This window comes from Ensifer aridi (assembly GCF_002078505.1).
GTDB lineage: Bacteria > Pseudomonadota > Alphaproteobacteria > Rhizobiales > Rhizobiaceae > Sinorhizobium > Sinorhizobium aridi.
This window is the reverse complement of record NZ_LUAV01000004.1, coordinates 326,567-349,127: the sequence shown is the minus strand read 5'-3', so window position 1 is coordinate 349,127 and position 22,561 is coordinate 326,567. Positions and strand designations below refer to the sequence as shown.

Genomic DNA, 22,561 nt, shown 5'->3' with positions numbered 1-22,561 from the left:
GGTCCTTTCACGCTCGGAAGGACCGGAAGATCATGCCCGCATTCGCCCTTTATTTCCTCGCTGCCCTTGCCGAGATCGCCGGCTGCTTCGCCTTCTGGGCATGGCTCAGGCTCGGCAAATCGGCCTTGTGGCTCTTTCCCGGCATGGGTTCGCTCGCCCTTTTCGCCTCGCTGCTGACGATGATCGACACGGCTGCGGCGGGTCGCGCCTATGCCGCCTATGGCGGCGTCTATATCGCCACCTCGCTGGCCTGGCTGTGGCTCGCCGAGAGTGTTCGGCCGGATCGATGGGACGTGGCGGGTGCCGCCGTGGCGCTCGCAGGCAGCGCAATCATCATCGCCGGACCCCGTTGAAGCACAACCGCGACGATGTGAAAACGCAGCATCTTGTCGTTTGCTTGTCAGAAGCTGCAGCCTATAATGCGACATGAACAAACGAATCTCTTCAAACTCCGTCCTCTCCACCGCCACCCCCGAGCCCCTTGAGCCGCAGTTCTTCGATGACCCGGCCGAGGCCGTCGATTGCCTCGAGGCGCTCTACGAGCGCAATACCCGCTTCCTTCGCGAGGCCTTCGAAGGGCTCGGCAAGAGCGGCAAGCCGCTCACCCGTTTCCGCGCCTGCTATCCTCAGGTCAGCATCGAGACGAGCAGCTTCGGGCACGTCGATTCACGGCTCTCGTTCGGCTATGTCAGTGCCCCGGGCGTCTACACGACGACGATCACCCGCCCCAAGCTTTTCCGTCACTATTTGAAGGAGCAGCTCGGCCACCTGATGCGCAACCATGGAGTCGGCGTCACGGTGTCGGAATCCTCGACACCGATCCCGCTCCATTTTGCCTTCGGCGAAGGGGCCCATGTGGAGGCGTCGGCGGCAGAGAGCATCGACATACCGCTGCGCGACCTGTTCGACGCCCCGGACCTGACGACTACCGATGACGAGATCGCCAACGGCTCCTATGAGCCCGGGCCCGGCGAGCCGTCGCCGCTCGCGCCCTTCACGGCGCAGCGCATCGACTACTCGCTTGCGCGCCTCAGTCACTATACGGCGACGAGCGCCGCGCATTTCCAGAATTTCGTGCTGTTCACGAACTATCAGTTCTATGTCGACGAGTTCTGCGCCTGGGCGCGCCAGCAGATGGCGGAAGGCGGCAACGGCTACACCGCCTTCGTGGAGCCGGGCAACATCGCCACGCCCGCCGGCGCCGACAAACCGGACGCCGACTATTCGCTCGCCCGACTGCCCCAGATGCCGGCCTACCATCTGAAGAAGAAGGGCCACGGCGGCATCACGCTCGTCAATATCGGCGTCGGCCCCTCCAACGCAAAGACGATCACCGACCACATTGCCGTGCTCAGGCCGCATGTCTGGTTGATGCTTGGTCATTGCGCCGGCCTTCGCAACAGCCAGCGTCTCGGCGACTACGTTCTGGCGCATGCCTATATGCGCGAGGATCATGTGCTTGACGACGACCTGCCGGTCTGGATCCCCCTGCCCGCTCTGGCGGAGGTGCAGGTGGCTCTCCAGGATGCCGTGGCCGAGGTCACCGGCTATAACGGCTACGACCTCAAGCGCATCATGCGCACGGGCACGGTCGCGACGATCGACAACCGCAACTGGGAACTGCGCGATCAGCGCGGACCGGTCAAGCGCCTCTCGCAAGCGCGTGCCATCGCGCTCGACATGGAATCGGCCACCATTGCCGCCAATGGATTCCGCTTCCGCGTGCCCTACGGGACGCTGCTCTGCGTATCCGACAAGCCGCTGCATGGCGAGTTGAAGCTGCCTGGCATGGCGAGCGCTTTCTACCGCACACAGGTGAGCCAGCATCTCAAGATCGGCATCCTGGCGCTGCAGAAGCTGGCGGCAATGCCGCCCGAGAAGCTGCATTCGCGCAAGCTCAGAAGCTTCTACGAGACATCGTTTCAGTAGAGATCATCACGTCTTCGGTTTCAGCACCAGCGACAGCAACGTGCCGGCGACAGCCGACACGATGACGAGCAGATGGGCATTGACGCTGGCGCGGCCGAGCATTTCCAGCGTCGCATGGTCGGCCGTCGCGCCGAACGAGACCGCGCCGGCGACGATCGCCGCCGCATAGGTGCCGACACCTGCCGGCGCATGCACCGGCAGAACAGAGGACAATTCGCCGCCAAGTGCGCCGCCGAATGAGGCGGCGATCGGAGCCACGCCCATGATGGCGAGCACCCAGGCTAGCACCGCGACCTTGACCGCCCAGTTCAGCACCGTCATGGTCCAGGCGCGTAGGAAGGCGTTGATGCCGTCCGGCAGGCCCGCCTCGACCTCGTCGATAAGGGACCGGAACTTCTCCGGCGCCAATCTGCGCATCATTGCAACCGCCGGCTCCTTTAACAGAAAGAATGCAAGCGGCGAGAGGAACGCCAGCAGCCAGAGCAACCAGTCGATCGCCCGATGACCCCGGTCGATGACCAGCCCAATCGCTGCGACCATGAGCAGCGCATGCAAGTCGAGGAGCCGCATGACGAGCAGTGCCGACGTGCCGTGCATCAATGGAACGCCGAATTCGCTGCGCATGAGCAGCGGAAAACTCGTCTCGCCGGCTCTGAACGGCAGCATGATGTTGAGCAGGTTGTGAACCTGCGTTACTCGGAAAAGCGTGAAGAACCGGCCCCCGGTCTCACCCGGAAAGTAGTCCTGGATGCGATAGCATCGGATGAAATAGGTGCCGACGAGGAGAGCGAGGGCGGAGAGGACAGGCGTAAGGCCGATCTCAGCCCATTGCCTAAGCAAGGCCAACCAGCCCCAGACCCACTCGACGAAGATGCCATAAGCCGCTATTGCCGCCGCGGAGATCAGCGCCATGCGGTTGCGTGCGAGCCATGGCCGCCGGCTGGACTGCCAGTTTGAATTCATGAGAGACCGATTTCCTGTAGCGAGCCATGCAATTTCCGCGTTGGTTATCACCGTTAACTGTGCAAGAAAACCTGCGAGCGCATCGGAGACCACCCCTTGAATCACATTGAAGAACCCGTGAAGGCGACGACCGACGCTATGGAGGCCGTCGAGCTGTCCATAGTGGTGCCGGTGTTCAACGAGGAGGAGAGTGTCGGGCCGCTTGTTGCCCGTATCGGGGATGCGATGGCCGGGTTTTCGAAGTCCTGGGAACTGATCCTTGTCGATGACGGCAGCACCGACCGCACCTTGCCGAACGCACGTAAGGAGCTCGCACGCGCTGACCTGCAGTTAAAGATCATCGAACTCCAGAAGAATTTCGGCCAGACCGCCGCGATGCAGGCGGGGATCGATGCAGCCTCGGGCCGGCTTATCGCGACGCTCGACGGCGATTTGCAGAACGATCCGGCCGATATTCCCCTGATGGTTGCGGCGATAGAGGAGCGCGGGCTCGATCTGCTCGTCGGCTGGCGACAGAATCGCCGCGATGACCTCCTACTCAGAAAGATTCCTTCCTGGTGCGCCAATTTCCTGATCGGCAAGATCACCGGCGTGAAGCTCCACGACTACGGCTGCAGCCTCAAAGTCTATCGTGCCTCCATCATCAAGCAGGTGAAGCTGATGGGGGAAATGCATCGTTTCATTCCGGCCTGGGTCGCTGGCGTGGTGCCGAGCAGCCGCATCGGCGAGATGCCGGTCACGCATCATGCGCGGCACTACGGCACCTCGAAATACGGCATCTCACGGACCTTCCGGGTGATTCTCGATCTGCTCGCCGTGCTGTTCTTCATGCGCTACAAGGCGCGCCCCGGGCACTTCTTCGGCTCGATCGGTCTGGCTGCGGGCGGCGCCAGCGCCCTTATTCTGTTCTATCTCGCGATCGACAAGTTCATCCTCGGCAATGATATCGGAACCCGCCCGATGCTGATCGTCGGCGTGATGCTGTTCCTGTCCTCTATCCAGCTCATCACCACCGGCATTCTCTCGGAGATGATGGCGCGCGCCTATTTCAGCGACGACGACACCACGAGCTATATCGTGCGCCAGGTCTTCGAGCGGGAGCCGCCGAATGCTTGAAGCTGTCAATCGGCGGCCCGGCGCGGTCGTCGTCGCGGTCGCCTTTTATTTTCTGCTGTGTGTCGCCCTGCGCCTCGCCGTGTCGAATTCGCTCGAGATCGACGAGGCGGAACAGGCGTTCCTGTCGCAGTTCCTGCAGCTTGGCTACGGGCCGCAACCGCCCTTCTACAACTGGCTTCAATACGGCCTGGCGCAAGTGATGGGCCCGTCGCTCGCGACAATGACCATCCTAAAGAACGGCCTTCTGTTTCTCTGCTGTCTGTTTTACGGCCTCGCGGCGCGGCACGTTCTTTCGGACCAGCGCCTTTCGGCGATGGCCATGCTCGGCGTCCTCACATTTCCGCCGGTTTTCCTGTTGGCGCAGCGCGACCTCTCGCACACGGTTGCAGCGCTTTTTGCCGTTTCTCTGTTTCTCTACGGCTTTCTGAAGACGCACACGCGCCCCAGCCTCTTCTCCTATCTCCTTACCGGCGCCGCCGTCGGCATCGGCTTGATCGCGAAGTACAATTTCGTTCTCCTGCCAATCGCTGCGATCATCGCCGTCCTGCCGGAACGCGACCTCAGAGCGCGCATTTTCGATTGGCGCATCCTCGCAGCAATTGCGATCGCCTGCGTCATTATGCTGCCGCACGGCCTCTGGGTGCTGCAGAACCTCGATTTCGCCTCGGGCGGCACCTTGAACGAAATGCGGGAACGTGAGGCGGACGGACGTCTCCTGCAGGCCTTCCACGGCATCTACTCGCTGGGTTCGGCGATCATCGGCGGCAGCCTTGTCCCTTTGCTCATGTTCGGCCTCGTCCTTGGCCGCAAGATTCCTGTGGTGTGGCGGGCTGGAAACCAGTGGAGCCGAATCGTCGGACGTATGATTGCGATCTGCCTGTTCGCGGTGTTGCTGATCGTGCTGGGAGTCGCCGCGACTCACGTTCGCGAGAAATGGCTCGTCCTCTTTCTTGTCCTTCTTCCGCTCTATCTCTGCCTCAAGATCGAAGCGGCCGAGATCGACCTTACCGACAGCCTCAGACGATTCTTCCTGTTGGTCGCCTGCGTCGCAGTCGCAGCGCTTCTCATCGTGTCGGCGCGGGCCATCGTGCGTCCGTGGTTTGGGAATTATTCGCGACTGAACATCCCCTACTCAGCTTTCGTCGAGGCGGTTGCGCGCGCGGAAGGCGGGCAGCCCGCGCTCGTCCTAACCAACGACAAGCAGATAGCAGGAAACATCAGGACGCAGCTCGGGGAGGCGGTGGTTGCCATGCCGAGACTCTCGAATCCGCTCCCGGTCGACATGTCGAAGAGGCCGCTTCTGGTTGTCTGGCACGACGACGCTAACTCTGAGCCGCCCCTTCCCGACCTCCTGAGGCACGCCCTCGAAACTTCTGGCGTGCCGGAGGGAGCGGGGACACCGCGTAACCTGGCCCTGCCCTATGTCTATGGGTCCGGCTCGGACCGCTACACCTTCAGCTATATCTGGGTGAAGTAGAGCCAGCGAAAACTACTGCGAACCGACCAGCAGCTTCAATTCGCCAGGATGAACACGCAGCACGACATCCCGCCGCGCCAACGGCAGGAGCTCGCCATCTATGACGCAATTGATCTTTCGATCCACCTTCGGGAAATGCAGTTCGACGGCAAGGGCGCTCATCTCGGTGATCAGCGGGCTGCTTCGGAACTTTCCGCGCAGGATATCGAAGGCGAGCTTCGCGACGCCCGCCGGGCTCAAAGGCGGCGCGGTGTAGAAGCCCAGATGGCCACTCGTCAGGTCTTCCGCATACATGAGCGTGTCGTAGCCGAAGTGGTTGTTCGACACCGCGATTGCCGAGACATGCCGGCGCTCGCGATGGCCGTCGGCGTCGAACTCGATCTCGAAATCCGGCGGGTTGAAGATGACGCCAATGGCGGCGCGGGTGCTGGCCCGTATTTTCCCAAGGCGGGACGCGAAACGGTAGGATTCGCGATAGCGTACCATGCGGGCGTGAAGGCCCATCGAAAACTGATGTACGAAGGCGCGGCCATCCGCGCTGCCGATATCCGCATCGATGATCCGGCCGAAGGCAAGAACCTCCGGCACTTTCCAGATATCGAGCGGCAGCTTCAGCGAACGGGCAACGAGATTCATTGTTCCGGCAGGGATGACGCCGAGCGGCATGCCGGCTTTCCAGGCGACACCCGCAGCGGCCGAAATGGTTCCATCGCCGCCGCCGGCAAGGATCGCGTCGAGATCGCCCCGCCGGCAGGTCGTCTCCAACTCGTGGTGGATCGCGCTCGCCTCGACGATGGCGATCTCTATCTGGTGGCCGGCCGCACGAAAGACGTCTTCGACCTTCTTGCTGTAGGCCGGCATATCGGTCGTTCGAAAAGTCCCCCCATCTCGATTGAAGATGGCCTTAACTTTCAATGATCGCGATCTCCGTCAGCTACTGCATGTCTCCTTAAATCGACCTCGATTTAGGGACAAAGACATGCAGCAGTTCAAAGTGCTACTGCGACCTTTGCGCGTCTGATAAGACGCGCGGCGCTGTAGGGTGTTTCAGCATCTCAGATAAGCGCGATAACGGGGGTTTCTAGGGCGCGGTCGCGGAAAAGTGCGATCGGTGTTCTGTACGCATCCCGGCATCATCGAGAGCGATCAGGCGTTCTCCGATTCGACCTGTGACTTAGCCTTGAGCGGCTTCAGCGTCATGCGTTCGCCGTCGCAGAGGACATTTTTATCGCCCCAGGCCTTTAGGGCCATGATCACCGGCCGCAGGCTTTCTCCCCTGGACGTCAAAGCGTAGTCGACACGCGGCGGGACGACCGGGAAGACCGTGCGCGACAGAAGCCCCGCCTCCTCCAGTTCGCGCAGTTGCTTGGTCAGCATCCGCTGCGTCACGCTCGGCACTCTTCGGCGCAGCTCGTTGAAGCGCAAGGTGCCTTCCGTCATCAGATGATAGAGGATGACACCTTTCCATTTGCCGTCGATGAAACTCAGTGCCGACTCCACAGGGCAGCCGGGGAATGTGTTCGTCAGTTTCGCGCGCGGCCGGGACATGGACAGTATCCTTTTCGACACTATAGGCCAAATTTGTGCATTCTTGTGCTCTGCGAGCATAGGGCTCATCTAGCTCCTGTTCAATCTTGAAAGGAGCATTCCATGCGTGCCGTCGCCTACAAGACACCGCAACCTATCGCCAACGAGACCGCGCTGATCGACGTCGACCTGCCTGAGCCGACGCCGGGCGAACGCGATCTCCTGGTGGAGGTCCGGGCAGTTTCCGTCAATCCGGTGGACACCAAGGTGCGCGCCGGTGTTCAACCGGAACCGGATCAACTGAAGGTTCTCGGCTGGGATGCTGCCGGCGTCGTCAAGGCGGTCGGCGCGAAGGTCACGCTTTTTCAACCCGGCGACGAAGTGTTCTACGCCGGGGCGATCGATCGCCCAGGCACCAATGCGGAGTTTCACCTCGTCGACGAGCGGATCGTTGGACGGAAGCCGCGATCGCTCGACTTCGCTGCCGCCGCCGCACTGCCCTTGACGGCGATCACCGCATGGGAAACGCTCTTCGACCGCCTCAGGGTCAATGATCCGGTGCCGGGCGCGGCAAATGCCGTGCTGATCATCGGCGGCGCCGGCGGCGTTGGCTCGATCGCCATTCAGTTGCTGCGGGCGCTCACCAATCTCACGGTGATCGCCACTGCCTCGCGCGCGGAAACCCGCGACTGGGCATTGAAACTCGGTGCGCATCACGTGCTCGACCACAACCGTCCGCTCGCGACGGAAATAGAGCAACTGGCCCTCGGTGCGCCGGCTTTCGTGTTTTCCACAACTAACACGGATAAGCACGTCGCCGAAATCGTCAAACTGATCGCGCCGCAGGGGCGCTTCGCACTGATCGACGACCTCCCCGTTCTCGATATCATGCCCTTCAAGCGCAAGGCCGTGTCGACGCACTGGGAGATGATGTTCGCCCGACCGCTGTTCAAAACGCCGGACATGATCGAGCAGCACAACCTCTTGAACAGGGTCGCGGAACTGGTGGATGCCGGCAAGATCCGCACGACGCTGACGGAGACGCTCGGACCAATCGACGCGGCAACGCTCAGGAAGGCACACCAGATGATCGAAACCGGACGCACCCGGGGCAAGCTCGTGCTTGCCGGTTTTTGATAGATGGTCTGGGATGGCGGCTTGCGCGACAAGCCGCCTCCCCCTTCCCCTTTGTGCGCAGGGGCTGCGGACAGGGTAATCCTGTAATGCCCGTTCGCTCTAGCCGTGAACGATTTCACGATGCCGCTGCAGCCGGCGGCCGTAGGCCTGACTTACGCGATCGAAGATGATCGCGATGCCGACGATGGCGAGGCCGTTGAAGATGCCGAGCGTGAAGTACTGGTTGGCAATCGCCTTCAAGACCGGCTGGCCGAGGCCCTGAACACCGATCATCGAAGCAATGACAACCATTGCGAGCGCCATCATGATCGTCTGGTTGATGCCGGCCATGATGGTGGGTAGCGCCAGCGGCATCTGTACGTTCTTCAGCTTCTGCCAGTTCGACGAGCCGAAGGCGTCCGCCGCCTCCAGTACATCCTTGTCGACGAGCCGGATGCCGAGGTTGGTGAGGCGGATCATCGGCGGAATGGCGTAGATGACGACGGCGATCAGGCCCGGAACCTTGCCGATGCCAAGCAGCATCACCACCGGGATCAGGTAGACGAAGCTCGGCATCGTCTGCATCACGTCCAGCACCGGATTGACGAGGTTCTGGACGCGGTCGGAGCGTGACATGAGAATGCCGAGCGGAATGCCGATCGCGATGGAGAGGACGGTACAGACGAAGATCATCGAGATCGTCTTCATCGTGTCGTCCCACATGTCGAAATAGCCGATAACGAGCAGCGTACCGACCGCTCCCGCGACGACCTTCCAGTTACGGCTGGCGAACCAGGCGATCAGGGCGATCAGGATGAGGATCACCGGCCAAGGCGTGCGCGTCATGAAGCGCTCGGCATGGATCAGGAAGAACTGCAGCGGATCAAAGAAGGATTCAATGGCGTCGCCATAGGTGCGCGTGAATGCGCGAAAACCTTCATCGATGACCTTTTTCAGCTCTCTGAGGCGGTCATCGTCCATAGTCGGAAATTTCGTCAGCCATTCCATATCTCGGTTCCCCTTTGCACTCTTTCGGGCGGCATCCTTCTTTTTCTTGCTTCGCCGCCGTTCAAACGCTCAACGCGCTGTAACCAATGAAGCTGCGCAATCTTATTCTCAAACCGACATGCGGTGAACGAAATCGTGCGCCTGGTGATACGAAAAACGGCGCGCCTTGTGCGCGCCGTTCGTTGAAAAGCGAGTCGATCAGAGTGCAGCCTTGATCTTCTCGGCAACTTCCGGAGAAACCCACTTGGTCCAGATGTCCGGGTTCTCCTCGAGGAAGTGCTTGGCGCCCTCCTCGCCGCTCGCCTGGTTGTCCGTCATCCAGGCCATCAGCTTGTTGACGACGTCGTTCGGCCAGGCGCGGACCTTGAGATAGTCCATGGCCGGGCCGGCGCGATCGGCGAAGGCCTTGGTGACGAGCGTCTGGACCTTGTCCTTCGGCCAGTCGTTCTTCTTCGGGTCCGGGCAATCGGCAACAGTGTTGCAGCGCTTCCATTCGGCCGGGTCTGCCGGTACGCCATGGTCGAGCTTGACCATTTCGTATTTACCAAGCAGTGCCGTCGGAGCCCAATAGTAGCCAACCCAGCCTTGCTTGCGCTCATAGGCCTTGGCGATCGAGCCGTCGAGGCCGGCGGCAGAGCCGGTATCGACCAGCGTGAAGCCCGCAGCCTCGGCGCCGTAGGCCTTGTAGAGCTGCGTCGTGACGACCGTACCGCCCCAGCCCTGCGGGCCGTTGTGGATGGCACCCTTGCTCGGATCCTCCGGATCCGGGAAGAGCTCCTTGTGCTTCAGCACGTCGTCGATCGTCTTGATGTCCGGATGCTCGTCGGCGATGTATTTCGGCATCCACCAGCCCTGAACGCCACCATCAGACAAGGCAACGGCTGCACCGACGAGCTTTCCTTCCTGAAGGCCGCGGTTGACGACATCGGGCAGCAGATCGACCCAGCCTTCCGGCGCGACGTCCGGCTCGCCCTTCTCGATCATCGAGGTGATGGTCGGTACCGTATCACCGACGACCAGTTCGGCGCTGCAGCCGTAACCTTCCGTCAGGATGAACTTGTCCACATTCGCGAGCACTTCGGCGCTCTGCCAGTTCATGTTGGCGATCGTCACATCGCCGCATTCCTGCGCAGATGCGGCGCTGCCAAGCCCGAGAAGACCGACGGCCAGACATGTCGTTGCAAGAAGTTTCTTCATTTTCCGTTCCCTCTGTTGGCGGTGTACTTATGGCAGGCTGCCAGCTTCACCGCGGTTGCTGGCAGCGAATGGAACAAGATCGGCTTCAGCCCGAGGGGCTGGCAGGCGACGGCTTCCGCGGCGTCAAGTCCCCATCGGAACCAACGCCGCATTCCAGTGCTATCCTGTCTTCCCGGCAAACACTTTCCCATTTGCGTCAGCAGTTGATCTTACTGTCTTTTTCTCAAAGTACACAAATGTTTGATGGGGTTAGTAGTCCCGAATTCATGTGCAGCGACGTCGAAGAGGCATGGAGGCGACATTACGCGGAGGGTGAGGTGACGGCGGGCAAGCGCATGCCAAAGACCGGCGATCGCTCGCCGGCCCTTGTGGTGATCCTCGAAATCAGTCGCGCTCAGCGCCCGAAATTACATGTTCGGATAGACCGGGCCTTCGCCGCCTTGCGGCGGCACCCAGTTGATGTTCTGGTTCGGGTCCTTGATGTCGCAGGTCTTGCAGTGGACGCAGTTCTGGGCGTTGATGACGAAGGTCGGCCGGCCGTCCTTCTCCACCCACTCATAGACCCCGGCCGGACAGTAGCGCGACGAGGGACCGGCGTAGACGTCGTATTCCGAACGCTTCTGCAGATCCCAGTCCTTGACCTGCAAATGCACCGGCTGGTTCTCCTCGTGATTGGTGTTCGACAGGAACACCGAGGAGAGCCGGTCGAAGGTAAGCACGCCGTCCGGCTTCGGATAGTCGATCTTCCGATGCTTAGCCGCCGGTTCCAGCGAGGCTGCATCGGTCTTGCCATGCTTCAGCGTACCGAAGAAGGAGATACCGAAGAGCTGGTTGGTCCACATGTCGAGGCCGCCGAGCGCGACGCCGATCGCCGTGCCGAAGCGCGACCAGAGCGGTTTGACGTTTCTCACCTTCTTCAGGTCCTGGCCGATGGCGCTTTCGCGCCAGCCGTGTTCGATCTCGATCGGCTCGTCATTGCCGCGGCCGATAGCGATCGCCGCGGCCAGCTTCTCCGCCGCGAGAATGCCCGACAGTACCGCATTGTGGCTGCCCTTGATGCGCGGCACGTTGACGAAGCCGGCCGAGCAGCCGATCAGCGCGCCGCCGGGGAAAGAGAGCTTCGGCACCGATTGCCAACCACCCTCGGTGATGGCGCGGGCACCATAGGAAAGGCGTTTGCCGCCCTCGAAGGTGCCGCGGATGGCCGGGTGCGTCTTGAAGCGCTGGAATTCCTCGAAGGGATGCAGATAGGGGTTCTTGTAGTTCAGATGGACGACGAAGCCGACGGCGACGAGATTGTCTTCGAGATGGTAGAGGAAGGAGCCGCCGCCGGTCTTCATGTCGAGCGGCCAGCCGAAGGAATGCTGCACGAGGCCGGGCTTATGGTTCTCCGGCTTGACCTCCCAGAGCTCCTTGAGACCGATGCCGAATTTCGGTACGTCGCGGCCCTCGTCGAGCTTGAACTTGGCGATCAGTTGCTTGGCGAGCGAGCCGCGCACGCCCTCGCCGATCAGCGTGTACTTGCCAAGGAGCGCCATGCCGCGGGCGAAGTTCGGCCCCGGTTCGCCGTTCCGCTCGATGCCCATGTCGCCGGTGGCAACGCCGATCACCGCGCCCTCGTTATTGTAGAGCACTTCGGTCGCGGCAAAGCCCGGATAGATTTCGACGCCGAGCGCCTCGGCGTGGGTGGCGAGCCAGCGACAGACATTGCCGAGCGAGACGACATAGTTGCCGTGATTGTTCATCAATGGCGGCATCAGGAAGTTGGGCAAGCGGATCGAGCCGGCCGGCCCGAGGAACAGGAAGTGGTCGTCGGTGACTTCCGTCTTGAACGGATGATCCGGATCCTCGCGCCAATCCGGCAACAGCCGGTCGATGCCGATCGGGTCGACGACGGCGCCCGAGAGGATATGCGCGCCGACTTCGGCACCCTTCTCCAGCACCACGACCGAGAGCTCCGGATCGACCTGCTTCAGCCGGATCGCTGCCGCAAGCCCGGCCGGACCTGCGCCGACGATCACCACGTCGAATTCCATGCTCTCGCGCTCGGGCAGTTCCGTCGCCTCGACCATTTCGCCATTCTCCAGTCTCGCCGGTCTTCCGCCGGCTCCGTTCCCAGCCAAAATCGTCCCGTCATGGCAAATGCGAAACGGCTTGTCGAGCCGGGATGCGACAGACTGTCTCTGCATTTGCGCATGAGTTCATGAGTTTACTACAGCTCCATTATATTACCTGTACGTAAACGTAAATAAATTTGCGACGAATCAGCCCGGCCGACAGCGCCGCGCGTCTTATCAGACGCGCAGAGGTCGCTGCTCTTTGAATTGCTGCATGTCTGTCTCCTTAAGTCGATGTCGATTTAAGGAGACATGCAGTAGCGGCTTGCTTTTGCCGCGCCCGCATGCGAGGAGGCCCGCCCCCAATCGAACAAGACGGAGTAGACCATGGCATCGGCTGTCGGCCTCGATTTCGGCACGACCAACTCCGTACTGGCGCTGGCGGAGGGGGCATCCACTCGTTCCATCCTCGTCGAAAGCCCGGCGGGACAGTCCGACACGACGCGGACCGCACTCTCTTTCCTGAAGGGTCACGGCCACGTGCCCCTCAGGATCGAAGTCGGACAGGCGGCGATCCGCGATTTCATCGACAACCCGGGCGAATGCCGCTTCCTCCAGTCGATCAAGACCTTTGCGGCAAGCGCCCTTTTCCAGGGCACGCTGGTTTTTGCGAAGCGGTACGAGTTCGAGGATCTGATGCACCGCTTCCTTGCGCGGCTACGGGACTACGCCGGCGGCAACTGGGACACGGACCTTCGGCGCGTCATCGTCGGGCGTCCGGTGCAATTTGCCGGCGCCAATCCCGACGAGAAGCTGGCGCTCGAGCGCTACAATCGCGCGCTTTCGCGTTTCGGCTTTCCCGAAGTGCATTACGTCTACGAACCGGTCGCGGCCGCCTTCTATTTCGCCCGCAATCTCGAGCGCGACGCGACGGTTCTCGTCGCCGATTTCGGCGGCGGCACTACCGACTATTCGATCATCCGCTTCGAAAGAGAGGCCGGCCGGCTGACGGCAACGCCGATCGGGCATTCCGGCGTCGGCATAGCGGGCGATCACTTCGACTTCCGCATCATCGACAACATCGTCTCGCCGCTCATCGGAAAGGGGAGTCTCTTCAAAAGCTTCGACAAGCTGCTTGAAGTGCCGTCGAGCTACTACGCCAATTTCGGCCGTTGGAATCAGCTTTCCATCTTCAAGACGTTGAAGGACTTCACCGAATTGAAGAAGCTCGTGCGGGCGAGCCTCGAACCGGAAAAGCTGGAAGCCTTCGTGGACCTCATCGAGCATGACGAGGGCTACCCGCTCTATCAGGCGATTTCAGCCACCAAGATGCGGCTGTCCGATGAGGCCGAAACCGATTTCTCATTTCCGCCGCTCGGAGAACGCGCGCGCCGAACCGTCAAGCGGGCGGATTTCGAAGCCTGGATCGCGCCGGACCTCGCCCGCATCGAGGAGGCTCTCGACGAGGTGCTCGCAAAAACCCAGACGGCGCCGCAATCGATCGACCGGATATTCCTGACCGGCGGCACGTCCTTCGTTCCCGCCGTTCGCCGCCTGTTCGAGAACCGCTTCGGCCGAGAACGCATTGAAAGCGTTGGCGAGCTCCTGTCGATCGCCCATGGCCTGGCGCTCATTGGCGAGCGGGAGGACATCGCGACCTGGACCGCCGCCGCATGATCGGCCCGGCATTGCGATCAAACTGGCGCGGGCCGCGGACGGACAACCGGACAGTTTTTCCTCATCCCGCTCCGGCTGCGGCTGGACCGCCCCCGCCGATCTGTTAAATTCGCCCCATGATCTCGGCCAACGACCTCTCCCCCCAGGAACTCGCCGCGCTGCTCGCCTTCCATGCGGAGGCCGGCGTCGAGTGGCTGCTTGAGGATGAACCCATCGACCGGTTCGCCGAATTCGAAGCGATGAAGACCAGGCGCGGCGAAAGCCGAGCTGCGCAATCCGACAGGGAGCCGGTTTCTTCGGAGACCTCAGGCGGCGGACCACGGCAACCGGCGGCGCCTTCCGTCCGGTCCCGTGTTGCCTCGCCGCCGCCACCACCGGTTGCGGCGACCGTCGCGATTCCCGACGAGCAGGCGGTGAAGGAGGCACAATTTGCTGCGGAGGCAGCCCGATCGCTCGGGGAACTGCGTACCGCGATGGAGGCCTTCGCCGGCTGCAACCTCAAGAACAGCGCCCGCAACCTCGTCTTCGCCGAAGGCAATGCCGCCTCCGGAATCATGATCATCGGCCCCATGCCTTACGCGGATGATGACCGCGATGGCCGCCCCTTTGCCGGCAAGCACGGCGAGATGCTCGAACGCATGCTGGCGGGCATCGGGCTATCGAGGGCGGACGTGCTGCTCTCGAACGTCGTGCCCTGGCGGCCGCCGGGAAACCGCGTTCCAAGCGCCCGGGAGGCTGATATATGCCGCCCGTTCATCGAACGGCAGATCGCGCTGGCAGAGCCGAAACAGGTGCTGCTCCTCGGCAACTTCGCCGCTCGCTTTTTCTTCGGCGCGGGCGAGACGATCCACCAGTTGCGCGGCGAGTGGCGCGAGCTTTCCGCCGGCGGCCACCGCGTCGCCGCGCTCGCCACGTTGCACCCGCAGGACCTCGTTGCAGCCCCCGTCAACAAGCGCTTCGCCTGGGCGGACCTGTTGACCTTCAAGGCCCGCACACTAGCCTGAAACGGCACAGCCGATTCATGAACAAACAATGAAGAAAGCCATGCGATTTGCGCATGTCTGCGCAGCGTTTTAATGCATTGCAAAATTGATGTTGCATCGCAATATGGAGCAACGGGAGGAATGGATAAGGAATTGAACCATGACTGCCCGCTATCGTCCGATTCACAGCAGCTTCGAAACGCTCCGTCATGCCGGTGCGGCGCTGCGGACGCCGTTCAACAATTTCGGCACGGCAGCCAACGAGCAGATGACCGCGATCGGCCTCGCGCGGACCACGCGTCCGGCGCAGATCTACGCCGAATTCATTCAGCGCTGATCATCGCGCGGGGCCGCATGCCGGCCCCGTCACGAGATGACTGCAGGAGAACAGGATCATGTCCAAGCCGCTCGACAGCATTCGCAGCCTGCTCGACACGATCTCCGACATCGGAACGGCCGTCCGCGCTTCGCGAGAATATAGCCGACTGAGCACGACCGACGACGCCCGGCGCGCCCACCGCCGTGCGGTGAGCCCGTTGCTGCCGAACTGACCCGGCCCTTCTATTCCGACTCTCCGTTTAGACATTCACTGTCGCAATCGACAGCGTCCGCGGAATAACACCACAATCGCTGCACAGCCTTGGGCTATCAGCCCTGCGGTGTTACGTGCTTGCGGGCGCCCTTTCGCTCCAACCCCAACTGGTGCTCGCGGTAGATGATGAAGATGCCCGCACCGACGACGATCACGGTGCCGGCGAGCATCGTCCCGGTCGGAATGTCGCCGAACAGGACGTAGCCGATGGCCATGCCGAGGACGATCGAGGTGTACTCGAAAGGGGCGATCGTCGACATGTCCGCATGCCGATAGCTCTCCGTCAGCAGGATCTGCGCGACCCCGCCGCAAAAGCCTGCAATCATCAGGAGAAAGAAGGCCTGCCAGGACATCGAAGTCCAGCCGAACGGCAGCGTCGCGAGAGAAAACACCGAGGCGGAAAGCGAGAAATAAAGGACGATCGTGTGCGTCCGCTCCTTCTGCACGAGCTTGCGCACGAGAACCATCGCCATCGCTCCGAGGGTCGCCGAAAGCAGCACCGCGATGGCGCCGAGCGCCTCACTCGAACCGAGCCCACCCTCGTCGAACAAGGTCAGCCGCGGCCAAGTGATGATGAGCACGCCGACCATTCCGATGACGACTGCGGACCAGCGGTAAAGCCGCACGATCTCGCCCAGGAAAATCGCCGCAAAGGCGACTGCAAGCAGCGGCATGGCGTAACCGATCGCAATCGCCTCCGGCAAGGGCAGATGGACGAGACCATAAAAGCCGCAGCTCATCGAGAGGATGCCGACGAAGCCGCGGGCAAGATGACCGCTGACGTTGCTGGTTCTGAAAGCGTCGCGCAACTCCCCGCGGCAGGCCAGGAACAAGAGGATCGGCACCATGGCGAAGGCGGAGCGATAGAAGGTGATCTGGCCCGTGGCGATATCGTTGCCGGCCGCCTTGATGCAGGTCGACATGCACACGAAAACGACGACAGAGAGAATCTTGAGCACAATCCCCTTCATCGGGCTCTGAACGTCCGCATTCATGACATGCACTTTTCAAATTGCCATCGGCGCGCCGATTGGAGGAGGGATAGGTCGGGAAGGCCGCGGCCGCAACGCCGCTAAAGACGGCGTTACCTTAGCCGTGCTGCGCCGGATGTTGGATCAAATTTGTTGATGGGCGCGGTTTTTTCGTGATCATTGCTGCCGTGCGGCGGCGCCCGGATTTTTTAGCAAGCACGAAAAAATCACTGCCGATTTAGCTCTTGTTAGTGCCGCTCCGATAAACCTCCGGTGGATTAAGGGCGCGGGAGGTTCTACGTTTTTTGCTGCCGGGGTGCGGTCGCCGGTATCACAATCGTGCAAAAATCTCGGTTCTTGGGTTTTCACCGTCACCAGCGCCCTCTACAAATCGAAGGGCATAAGGCGCAAACAGGACTGACCATGCGGACAAATACTGGCCAGATCGTTCATCTGGAAGACTACCGGCCGACCGATTTCGTTCTTGAGAGGGTGGACCTGACCTTCGAACTCGACCCGACGGAAACGAAGGTCGAGGCGCGCATGATCTTCCATCGGCGCGAAGGCGTCAGTCCCTCGGCGCCGCTGGTCCTCGACGGCGACGAACTGAAAATGACCGGACTGCTGCTGGACCAGGAAGAACTACCGGCCGCACTTTACGAAGCAACGGACGACACCCTGACCATCCGCGGCCTGCCGGAGACTGCCCCTTTCGAGATTACCGTGACGACGGTATTGTCTCCCGAGACGAACACCAAGCTGATGGGGCTCTACCGCACCAGCGACGTCTATTGCACCCAGTGCGAGGCGGAAGGCTTCCGCCGCATCACCTATTTCCCGGATCGGCCGGACGTGCTGGCCGTCTATACGGTCAATATCATCGCCGACAAGGCAACAGCGCCGCTTCTGCTTTCGAACGGCAATTATCTCGGCGGCGCCGACATGGGCGATGGCCGCCACTTCGCTTCCTGGTTCGATCCGCATCCGAAGCCGAGCTATCTCTTCGCGCTGGTTGCCGGCGATCTCGGCGTTGTCGAGGACACGTTCACCACCGTTTCCGGTCGCGAGGTCGCACTCAGGATCTATGTGGAACACGGCAAGGAGCCGCGCGCGGCCTATGCCATGGACGCGCTTAAACGCTCGATGAAGTGGGACGAGGAGGCCTTCGGCCGAGAGTACGACCTCGACATCTTCATGATCGTCGCCGTTTCCGATTTCAACATGGGCGCCATGGAGAACAAGGGGCTCAATATCTTCAACGACAAATACGTGCTCGCCGATCCGGAGACGGCGACCGATGCGGACTACGCCAACATCGAAGCGATCATCGCGCACGAATATTTCCACAACTGGACAGGCAACCGCATCACCTGCCGCGACTGGTTCCAGCTCTGCCTGAAGGAAGGCCTGACCGTCTACCGCGACCATGAATTTTCGGCGGATATGCGCTCGCGCACCGTTAAGCGGATCGCCGAGGTGCGGCATCTGAAATCCGAGCAATTCCCCGAGGATGCCGGGCCGCTTGCCCATCCGGTGCGCCCGACCAAATACCGTGAGATCAACAACTTCTACACAACGACAGTCTACGAGAAGGGATCCGAGGTCACGCGGATGATCGCGACCATTCTCGGACGCGACCTCTTCAAGAAGGGAATGGATCTCTATTTCGAGCGCCACGACGGCCAGGCGGTTACGATCGAGGATTTCGTCGCCTGCTTCGAAGCGGCAAGCGGCCGCGATCTGACGCAATTCTCGCTCTGGTATCACCAGGCGGGAACACCGCTCGTCACCGCTTCCGGCTCCTATGACGCCGACAAGCAGACTTACACTCTGTCGCTGGAGCAGACGATACCGCCGACGCCCGGACAGAGCGCCAAGAAGCCGATGCACATACCGCTGCGTCTGGGGCTGCTTCTCCAGGACGGAAGCGAGGCCATACCGACGGCGATTTCCGGCGCCGATGTCACCGCGGACGTGGTGCACTTAACCGAGCGCAAGCAGACGGTCACCTTCTCCGGCATTCCAGCGCGACCGGTTCCATCGTTCAACCGCGACTTTTCCGCTCCGATCAACCTGCATGTCGAACAAAGTGCAGAGGACCGGGCTCTGATTGCCCGCCACGAGGTCGACCTTTTCGCGCGCTGGCAGGCGCTGAATACGATGGCGCTCGACAATCTCGTCAAAGCGGCAGCGGAAGCGCGCAGCGCACAGCCAGTCACCTGCGACGGCGCGCTCGTCGACGGCCTCCTTGCCGCGGCTGCCGAGGAGGAGCTGGAGCCGGCTTTCCGGTCGCAGGTTCTGTCTCTGCCGAGCGAAGCCGACATAGCCCGCGAAATTGGTTCCGACAACGATCCGGACGCGATCCACGCCGGTCGCCAAGCGATGCTGGCGGCCATTGCCGCCGCCGGTAGAGATACGTTCGCGCTGCTCGTCGACAAGATGTCGCTATCCGGCCCCTTCCGACCGGACGCGGAGAGTGCGGGACGGCGGGCGCTCCGCAATGCGGCGCTTTCCTATCTCGTCTATGCCGACGACCGGCCGGAGAAGGCAGCGAATGCCTTCCGCGCCGCCAATAACATGACCGACCTCAGCCACGCGCTGACGTTGCTCGCCCATCGCTTTCCAGATACCGACGAGACCGTGGAAGCGCTCGCCGTATTCAAGAAGCGCTTCGCGGACAATGCGCTCGTCATCGACAAATGGTTCGCGATCCAGGCGACGATCCCCGGCGCCGCCACTCTCGACCGCATCAGGACACTGATGTCGGATCCGCTGTTCAACGCGAGCAACCCGAACCGCGTCCGCGCGCTGGTCGGCACCTTCGCCTTCGCCAATGCGACGGGCTTTAACCGGGCCGATGGCGAAGGCTACCGCTTTCTCGCCCATCAGATTCTCGACATCGACGCGCGTAACCCGCAACTTGCAGCGCGTATTCTGACATCGATGCGGTCCTGGCGATCGCTCGAAAAGGTGCGGGCCGATCATGCCCGAGGCGCCCTCGAGGAGATCGCGCGCGCCTCCAACCTCTCCGCAGATGTCAGCGATATCGTCGACCGCATGTTGAAGGACGAGGGATAAGTCTACGACGCCGTGCCCGATCGGATGCACGAGGAAGTCGCGGTAGCATGTTGAATTGCTGCATGCTTTCCCCTTGATTCGACTCCGATTCAGGAAATGGTTGCGGTAGGCGCGCGTGAGCCGTCCTCGCGCCGCGTGGCGGGCAGCATATCGTGCGATCGGCATGCGGAATTATTCGCTATGATTTTCCAACGATGAGAATTGGTTAATAAATCTTTACGATTGCCTCTGGACAAGGCGAATCGCGGTGTGATTCATTGAGTCAGATTCGGGCGGGCGGCGCGCCGAATCGCTGAGACGCCCAGCTTGCGGGGAACCGCTGAAGAGGCTGCTGCTCAGATTGACAGGATCAAAGCGTCCCCTGCGCATTCATGAATGCGAGGCACGCTCTCGAGGATGACAGATTGGAAAAGATGGCGGACGCGCGACGGGGAAGCGCAGCCGACGGGCGGTTGCGACTCAAGTTTCCGGGCCTTTCCGGTCTGGAACGGGAGCTCATCGAGCAGGCGAAGCTCTTTGCCAAGCCGGCATCGCGGAGCCTCGCCAGGGTCGAGCCCATCCTCAAACGTTCCATTCCCGCACTCATCATCGCTTTCCTTCTCATCGTGGCGATCTCGCGTATGTCCGGGATCATCGACGAGCACGCTCGTATGGAGGCCGGCTCGCGCCGCGCAGTCAATCTCGCGGCCGTAGCGGCTGCCGCCGCCTTCCAAGCCGACGGATCGGCACTCTTTGCCGAGGGCCGCCGGTGGGAAGTCGAGCAGCGGCTGGCGGAGTATCTGTCGGCCGACATTCTCGACGCCGGCATGTTCCTGCTCACGGTCCGCAGGGACGGTCGCATCTTTGCCGGCACCCAGGATGGCGTTCATTTCATCGGGCGCACCCTCGCCTCTGTCGCTCCCGACGTGGCGACGCTGCAATATTACGGCGAAGGTTCGAGCGTCACGAAAACACCGATCGATGGCGTCGAGCATCTCGTTGCTCTGTTGCGGTTGCCGGATTCGGCCGGCGTCATTCTGGCGGCCACGCCGGTCGCGGCTTTCGAGGCCGCCTGGCGCGACGAGGTCTCGCTCAACGTCACGCTGTTCGCCGGGATATCGGCGATCCTGCTCGTCGTGCTATACGCCTACTATATCCAGGCGAAGCGCGCCCGCGATGCCGATTCCGTCTTCGCCGAGTCTAACCTGCGAGTCGAAACGGCGCTTTCCCGCGGCCGCTGCGGCCTCTGGGACTTCGATCTCGCCAATCGGCGGCTGTTCTGGTCCCGCTCGATGTACGAGATGCTCGGCATGCCAGGCGACAGCAGCGTGTTGTCCTTCGGCGATGCCGCCCGCCTGATGCACCCGGAGGACCGTGGCATCTACCGCGTTGCGCGCGCGATCGCCAAGGGCAACGAACGCCAGATCGATCAGGTGTTCCGCATGCGCCATGCGGACGGTCATTATGTATGGCTGCGTGCGCGCGCCCAGGTCATCCGCACCGTATCGGGCCGGGTGCACCTGATCGGCATCGCAATGGACGTGACCGAGCAGCACAAGCTCGCTCAGCGCTACGCCGAAGCGGATCAGCGTCTGGCCGATGCTATCGAATGCACGTCCGAGGCCTTCGTGCTCTGGGACAAGCACGACCGCCTGGTGATGTGCAACACCCACTACCAACAGGCCTATCAACTGCCGGACCACGTCCTCGTGCCCGGTACCGAGCGTGCCGTGGTCCATGCGGCAGCGGCCAGGCCGGTGATCGAAAGGCGCGTTGCCGATCCGGACCGAAGCAACCACTCCCAGACAAGCGAGGTGCAGCTTGCCGACGAGCGCTGGCTGCAGATCAACGAGCGCCGTACGCGTGACGGCGGCCTCGTCTCCGTCGGCACGGACATCACGCTGCTCAAGCGCCATCAGGTGCGGTTGCGCGAATCCGAGCGGCGGTTGATGGCGACCATTGGCGATCTTTCGGCCTCCCGTCTGACGCTCGAGCAGCAGAAGGCGGAGCTCTCTACCGCCAACGCCAATTACCAGGCGGAAAAGGAGCGCGCAGAAGCGGCGAACCGGGCCAAATCCGAATTCCTGGCCAACATGTCGCACGAACTGCGCACGCCGCTGAACGCCATTCTCGGCTTCTCGGAGATCCTGCAGAACCAGATGTTCGGGCCGCTCGGCTCAGAGAAATATCACGAATATTCGCGCGACATCTTCGAAAGCGGCAAGCATCTGCTCAACGTCATCAATGACATTCTCGACATGTCGAAGATCGAGGCCGGCCACATGCGCCTCTCGCGCGAAAGGATCGATCTGGCGCCGCTCATCGAGGAGACGCTTCGTTTCACCACCATACCGGCGGAGCAGAAGAATATCCGCGTGGTTCAGCAGATATCTTCCGGTCTGACGATGTTCGCCGACCGGCGGGCAATGAAGCAGGTTCTGCTCAACCTGCTTTCGAACGCGGTCAAGTTCACCAATGAGGGCGGGCGCATCTCCTTGAGGGCGCGCAAGGTGCGGGGGGCGGTGACGCTGACGATCGCCGATTCCGGCATCGGTATCCCCAAGGATGCCCTGCAAAAGATCGGCCAGCCCTTCGAGCAGGTGCAGAGTCAATATGCCAAAGGCAAAGGCGGCTCCGGGCTCGGGCTTGCAATCTCCCGCTCTCTCACGCGCCTCCACGGCGGGACGATGAAGATCCATTCGACGGAAAACGTCGGGACGATCATTTCGGTCAGGATTCCCGATTGCGGCTGAACGGTCACAGCAATTCTAATGCATGTTGCCCAAAAGTGTGCAGCGGTTTTGGGGCACGACATGCATAAAACAAATGCCTAAAGCGCGTTGCTTGAATATGATTGAATGCAGCGCGTTTTACAGCGCCGTGCGTCTTTT

General features: G+C 61.7%; 18 protein-coding genes. 11 read left to right on the top strand and 7 right to left on the bottom strand.

Annotation, left to right across the window (positions count from 1 at the left end; genetic code table 11):
* The first annotated feature begins 32 nt into the window (after nt 1–32).
* Both AYK65_RS05280 and AYK65_RS05275 read left to right on the top strand, forming a co-directional pair.
* Nucleotides 33–353, top strand: coding sequence for a YnfA family protein (locus AYK65_RS05280; RefSeq protein WP_046118387.1), 321 nt, complete (start codon nt 33–35; stop codon nt 351–353).
* A 73-nt stretch (nt 354–426) separates the two neighbouring features.
* A complete protein-coding gene (locus tag AYK65_RS05275) occupies nt 427–1,929 on the top strand; it encodes an AMP nucleosidase (protein WP_026612725.1) in 1,503 nt (500 codons plus the stop codon).
* Between the two features lie 6 nt (nt 1,930–1,935).
* On the opposite strand, the gene AYK65_RS05270 is transcribed toward AYK65_RS05275, so the two are convergent.
* Entirely contained in the window at nt 1,936–2,892 is a 957-nt protein-coding gene (locus AYK65_RS05270; RefSeq protein ID WP_026612726.1) for a lysylphosphatidylglycerol synthase domain-containing protein, read from the bottom strand.
* Nucleotides 2,893–2,988: 96 nt separating this feature from the next.
* On the opposite strand from AYK65_RS05270, the gene AYK65_RS05265 reads away from it, so the two are divergent.
* Together AYK65_RS05265 and AYK65_RS05260 are read left to right on the top strand one after the other, a co-directional pair.
* On the top strand, nt 2,989–4,008 hold the full coding sequence (locus AYK65_RS05265) for a glycosyltransferase family 2 protein (protein ID WP_081158001.1): 1,020 nt from the start codon (nt 2,989–2,991) through the stop codon (nt 4,006–4,008).
* The gene (locus AYK65_RS05260) at nt 4,001–5,485 is read left to right on the top strand and encodes an ArnT family glycosyltransferase (protein ID WP_081158000.1); all 1,485 of its coding nucleotides are present in this window, start codon (nt 4,001–4,003) and stop codon (nt 5,483–5,485) included. The genes AYK65_RS05265 and AYK65_RS05260 overlap by 8 nt, the downstream gene beginning before the upstream one ends.
* 12 nt (nt 5,486–5,497) lie before the next feature.
* Here the strand turns inward: AYK65_RS05260 and AYK65_RS05255 are convergent, their stop codons facing one another.
* Nucleotides 5,498–6,400: a diacylglycerol/lipid kinase family protein gene (locus AYK65_RS05255; RefSeq protein ID WP_046118389.1), complete on the bottom strand. Its 903-nt coding sequence runs from the start codon at nt 6,398–6,400 to the stop codon at nt 5,498–5,500.
* A 231-nt stretch (nt 6,401–6,631) separates the two neighbouring features.
* Nucleotides 6,632–7,033, bottom strand: a complete 402-nt coding sequence (locus AYK65_RS05250) for a winged helix-turn-helix transcriptional regulator (protein WP_081157999.1) — start codon at nt 7,031–7,033, stop codon at nt 6,632–6,634.
* 102 nt (nt 7,034–7,135) lie between these two features.
* On the opposite strand from AYK65_RS05250, the gene AYK65_RS05245 reads away from it, so the two are divergent.
* Nucleotides 7,136–8,149: a zinc-binding alcohol dehydrogenase family protein gene (locus AYK65_RS05245; RefSeq protein ID WP_081157998.1), complete on the top strand. Its 1,014-nt coding sequence runs from the start codon at nt 7,136–7,138 to the stop codon at nt 8,147–8,149.
* A 99-nt stretch (nt 8,150–8,248) separates the two neighbouring features.
* Here the strand turns inward: AYK65_RS05245 and AYK65_RS05240 are convergent, their stop codons facing one another.
* From AYK65_RS05240 to AYK65_RS05230, 3 genes are all read right to left on the bottom strand, one after another.
* Nucleotides 8,249–9,136, bottom strand: a complete 888-nt coding sequence (locus AYK65_RS05240; protein ID WP_046118391.1) for an ABC transporter permease — start codon at nt 9,134–9,136, stop codon at nt 8,249–8,251.
* A gap of 198 nt (nt 9,137–9,334) precedes the next feature.
* Nucleotides 9,335–10,333, bottom strand: coding sequence for an ABC transporter substrate-binding protein (locus tag AYK65_RS05235; protein WP_046118392.1), 999 nt, complete (start codon nt 10,331–10,333; stop codon nt 9,335–9,337).
* A gap of 407 nt (nt 10,334–10,740) precedes the next feature.
* On the bottom strand, nt 10,741–12,405 hold the full coding sequence (locus tag AYK65_RS05230; protein WP_026612734.1) for an electron transfer flavoprotein-ubiquinone oxidoreductase: 1,665 nt from the start codon (nt 12,403–12,405) through the stop codon (nt 10,741–10,743).
* Nucleotides 12,406–12,777: 372 nt separating this feature from the next.
* On the opposite strand from AYK65_RS05230, the gene AYK65_RS05225 reads away from it, so the two are divergent.
* The 4 genes from AYK65_RS05225 (at nt 12,778) to AYK65_RS31485 (ending at nt 15,601) form a co-directional block, all read left to right on the top strand.
* Complete coding sequence (locus AYK65_RS05225) at nt 12,778–14,067, top strand: Hsp70 family protein (RefSeq protein ID WP_081157997.1); 1,290 nt, start codon at nt 12,778–12,780, stop codon at nt 14,065–14,067.
* Nucleotides 14,068–14,183: 116 nt separating this feature from the next.
* On the top strand, nt 14,184–15,071 hold the full coding sequence (locus AYK65_RS05220; protein WP_026612736.1) for a uracil-DNA glycosylase: 888 nt from the start codon (nt 14,184–14,186) through the stop codon (nt 15,069–15,071).
* 139 nt (nt 15,072–15,210) lie between these two features.
* Nucleotides 15,211–15,387, top strand: a complete 177-nt coding sequence (locus AYK65_RS31490) for a hypothetical protein (RefSeq protein WP_139015571.1) — start codon at nt 15,211–15,213, stop codon at nt 15,385–15,387.
* 58 nt (nt 15,388–15,445) lie between these two features.
* Nucleotides 15,446–15,601, top strand: coding sequence for a hypothetical protein (locus tag AYK65_RS31485; RefSeq protein WP_139015572.1), 156 nt, complete (start codon nt 15,446–15,448; stop codon nt 15,599–15,601).
* 97 nt (nt 15,602–15,698) lie between these two features.
* On the opposite strand, the gene AYK65_RS05215 is transcribed toward AYK65_RS31485, so the two are convergent.
* A complete protein-coding gene (locus AYK65_RS05215; protein ID WP_026612737.1) occupies nt 15,699–16,637 on the bottom strand; it encodes a DMT family transporter in 939 nt (312 codons plus the stop codon).
* A gap of 399 nt (nt 16,638–17,036) precedes the next feature.
* Between AYK65_RS05215 and pepN the strand changes: the two genes are divergently transcribed.
* Nucleotides 17,037–19,691, top strand: a complete 2,655-nt coding sequence (pepN, locus tag AYK65_RS05210) for an aminopeptidase N (RefSeq protein WP_081157996.1) — start codon at nt 17,037–17,039, stop codon at nt 19,689–19,691.
* 404 nt (nt 19,692–20,095) lie between these two features.
* The gene (locus AYK65_RS05205) at nt 20,096–22,423 is read left to right on the top strand and encodes an ATP-binding protein (RefSeq protein WP_081158073.1); all 2,328 of its coding nucleotides are present in this window, start codon (nt 20,096–20,098) and stop codon (nt 22,421–22,423) included.
* Nucleotides 22,424–22,561 lie beyond the last annotated feature (138 nt).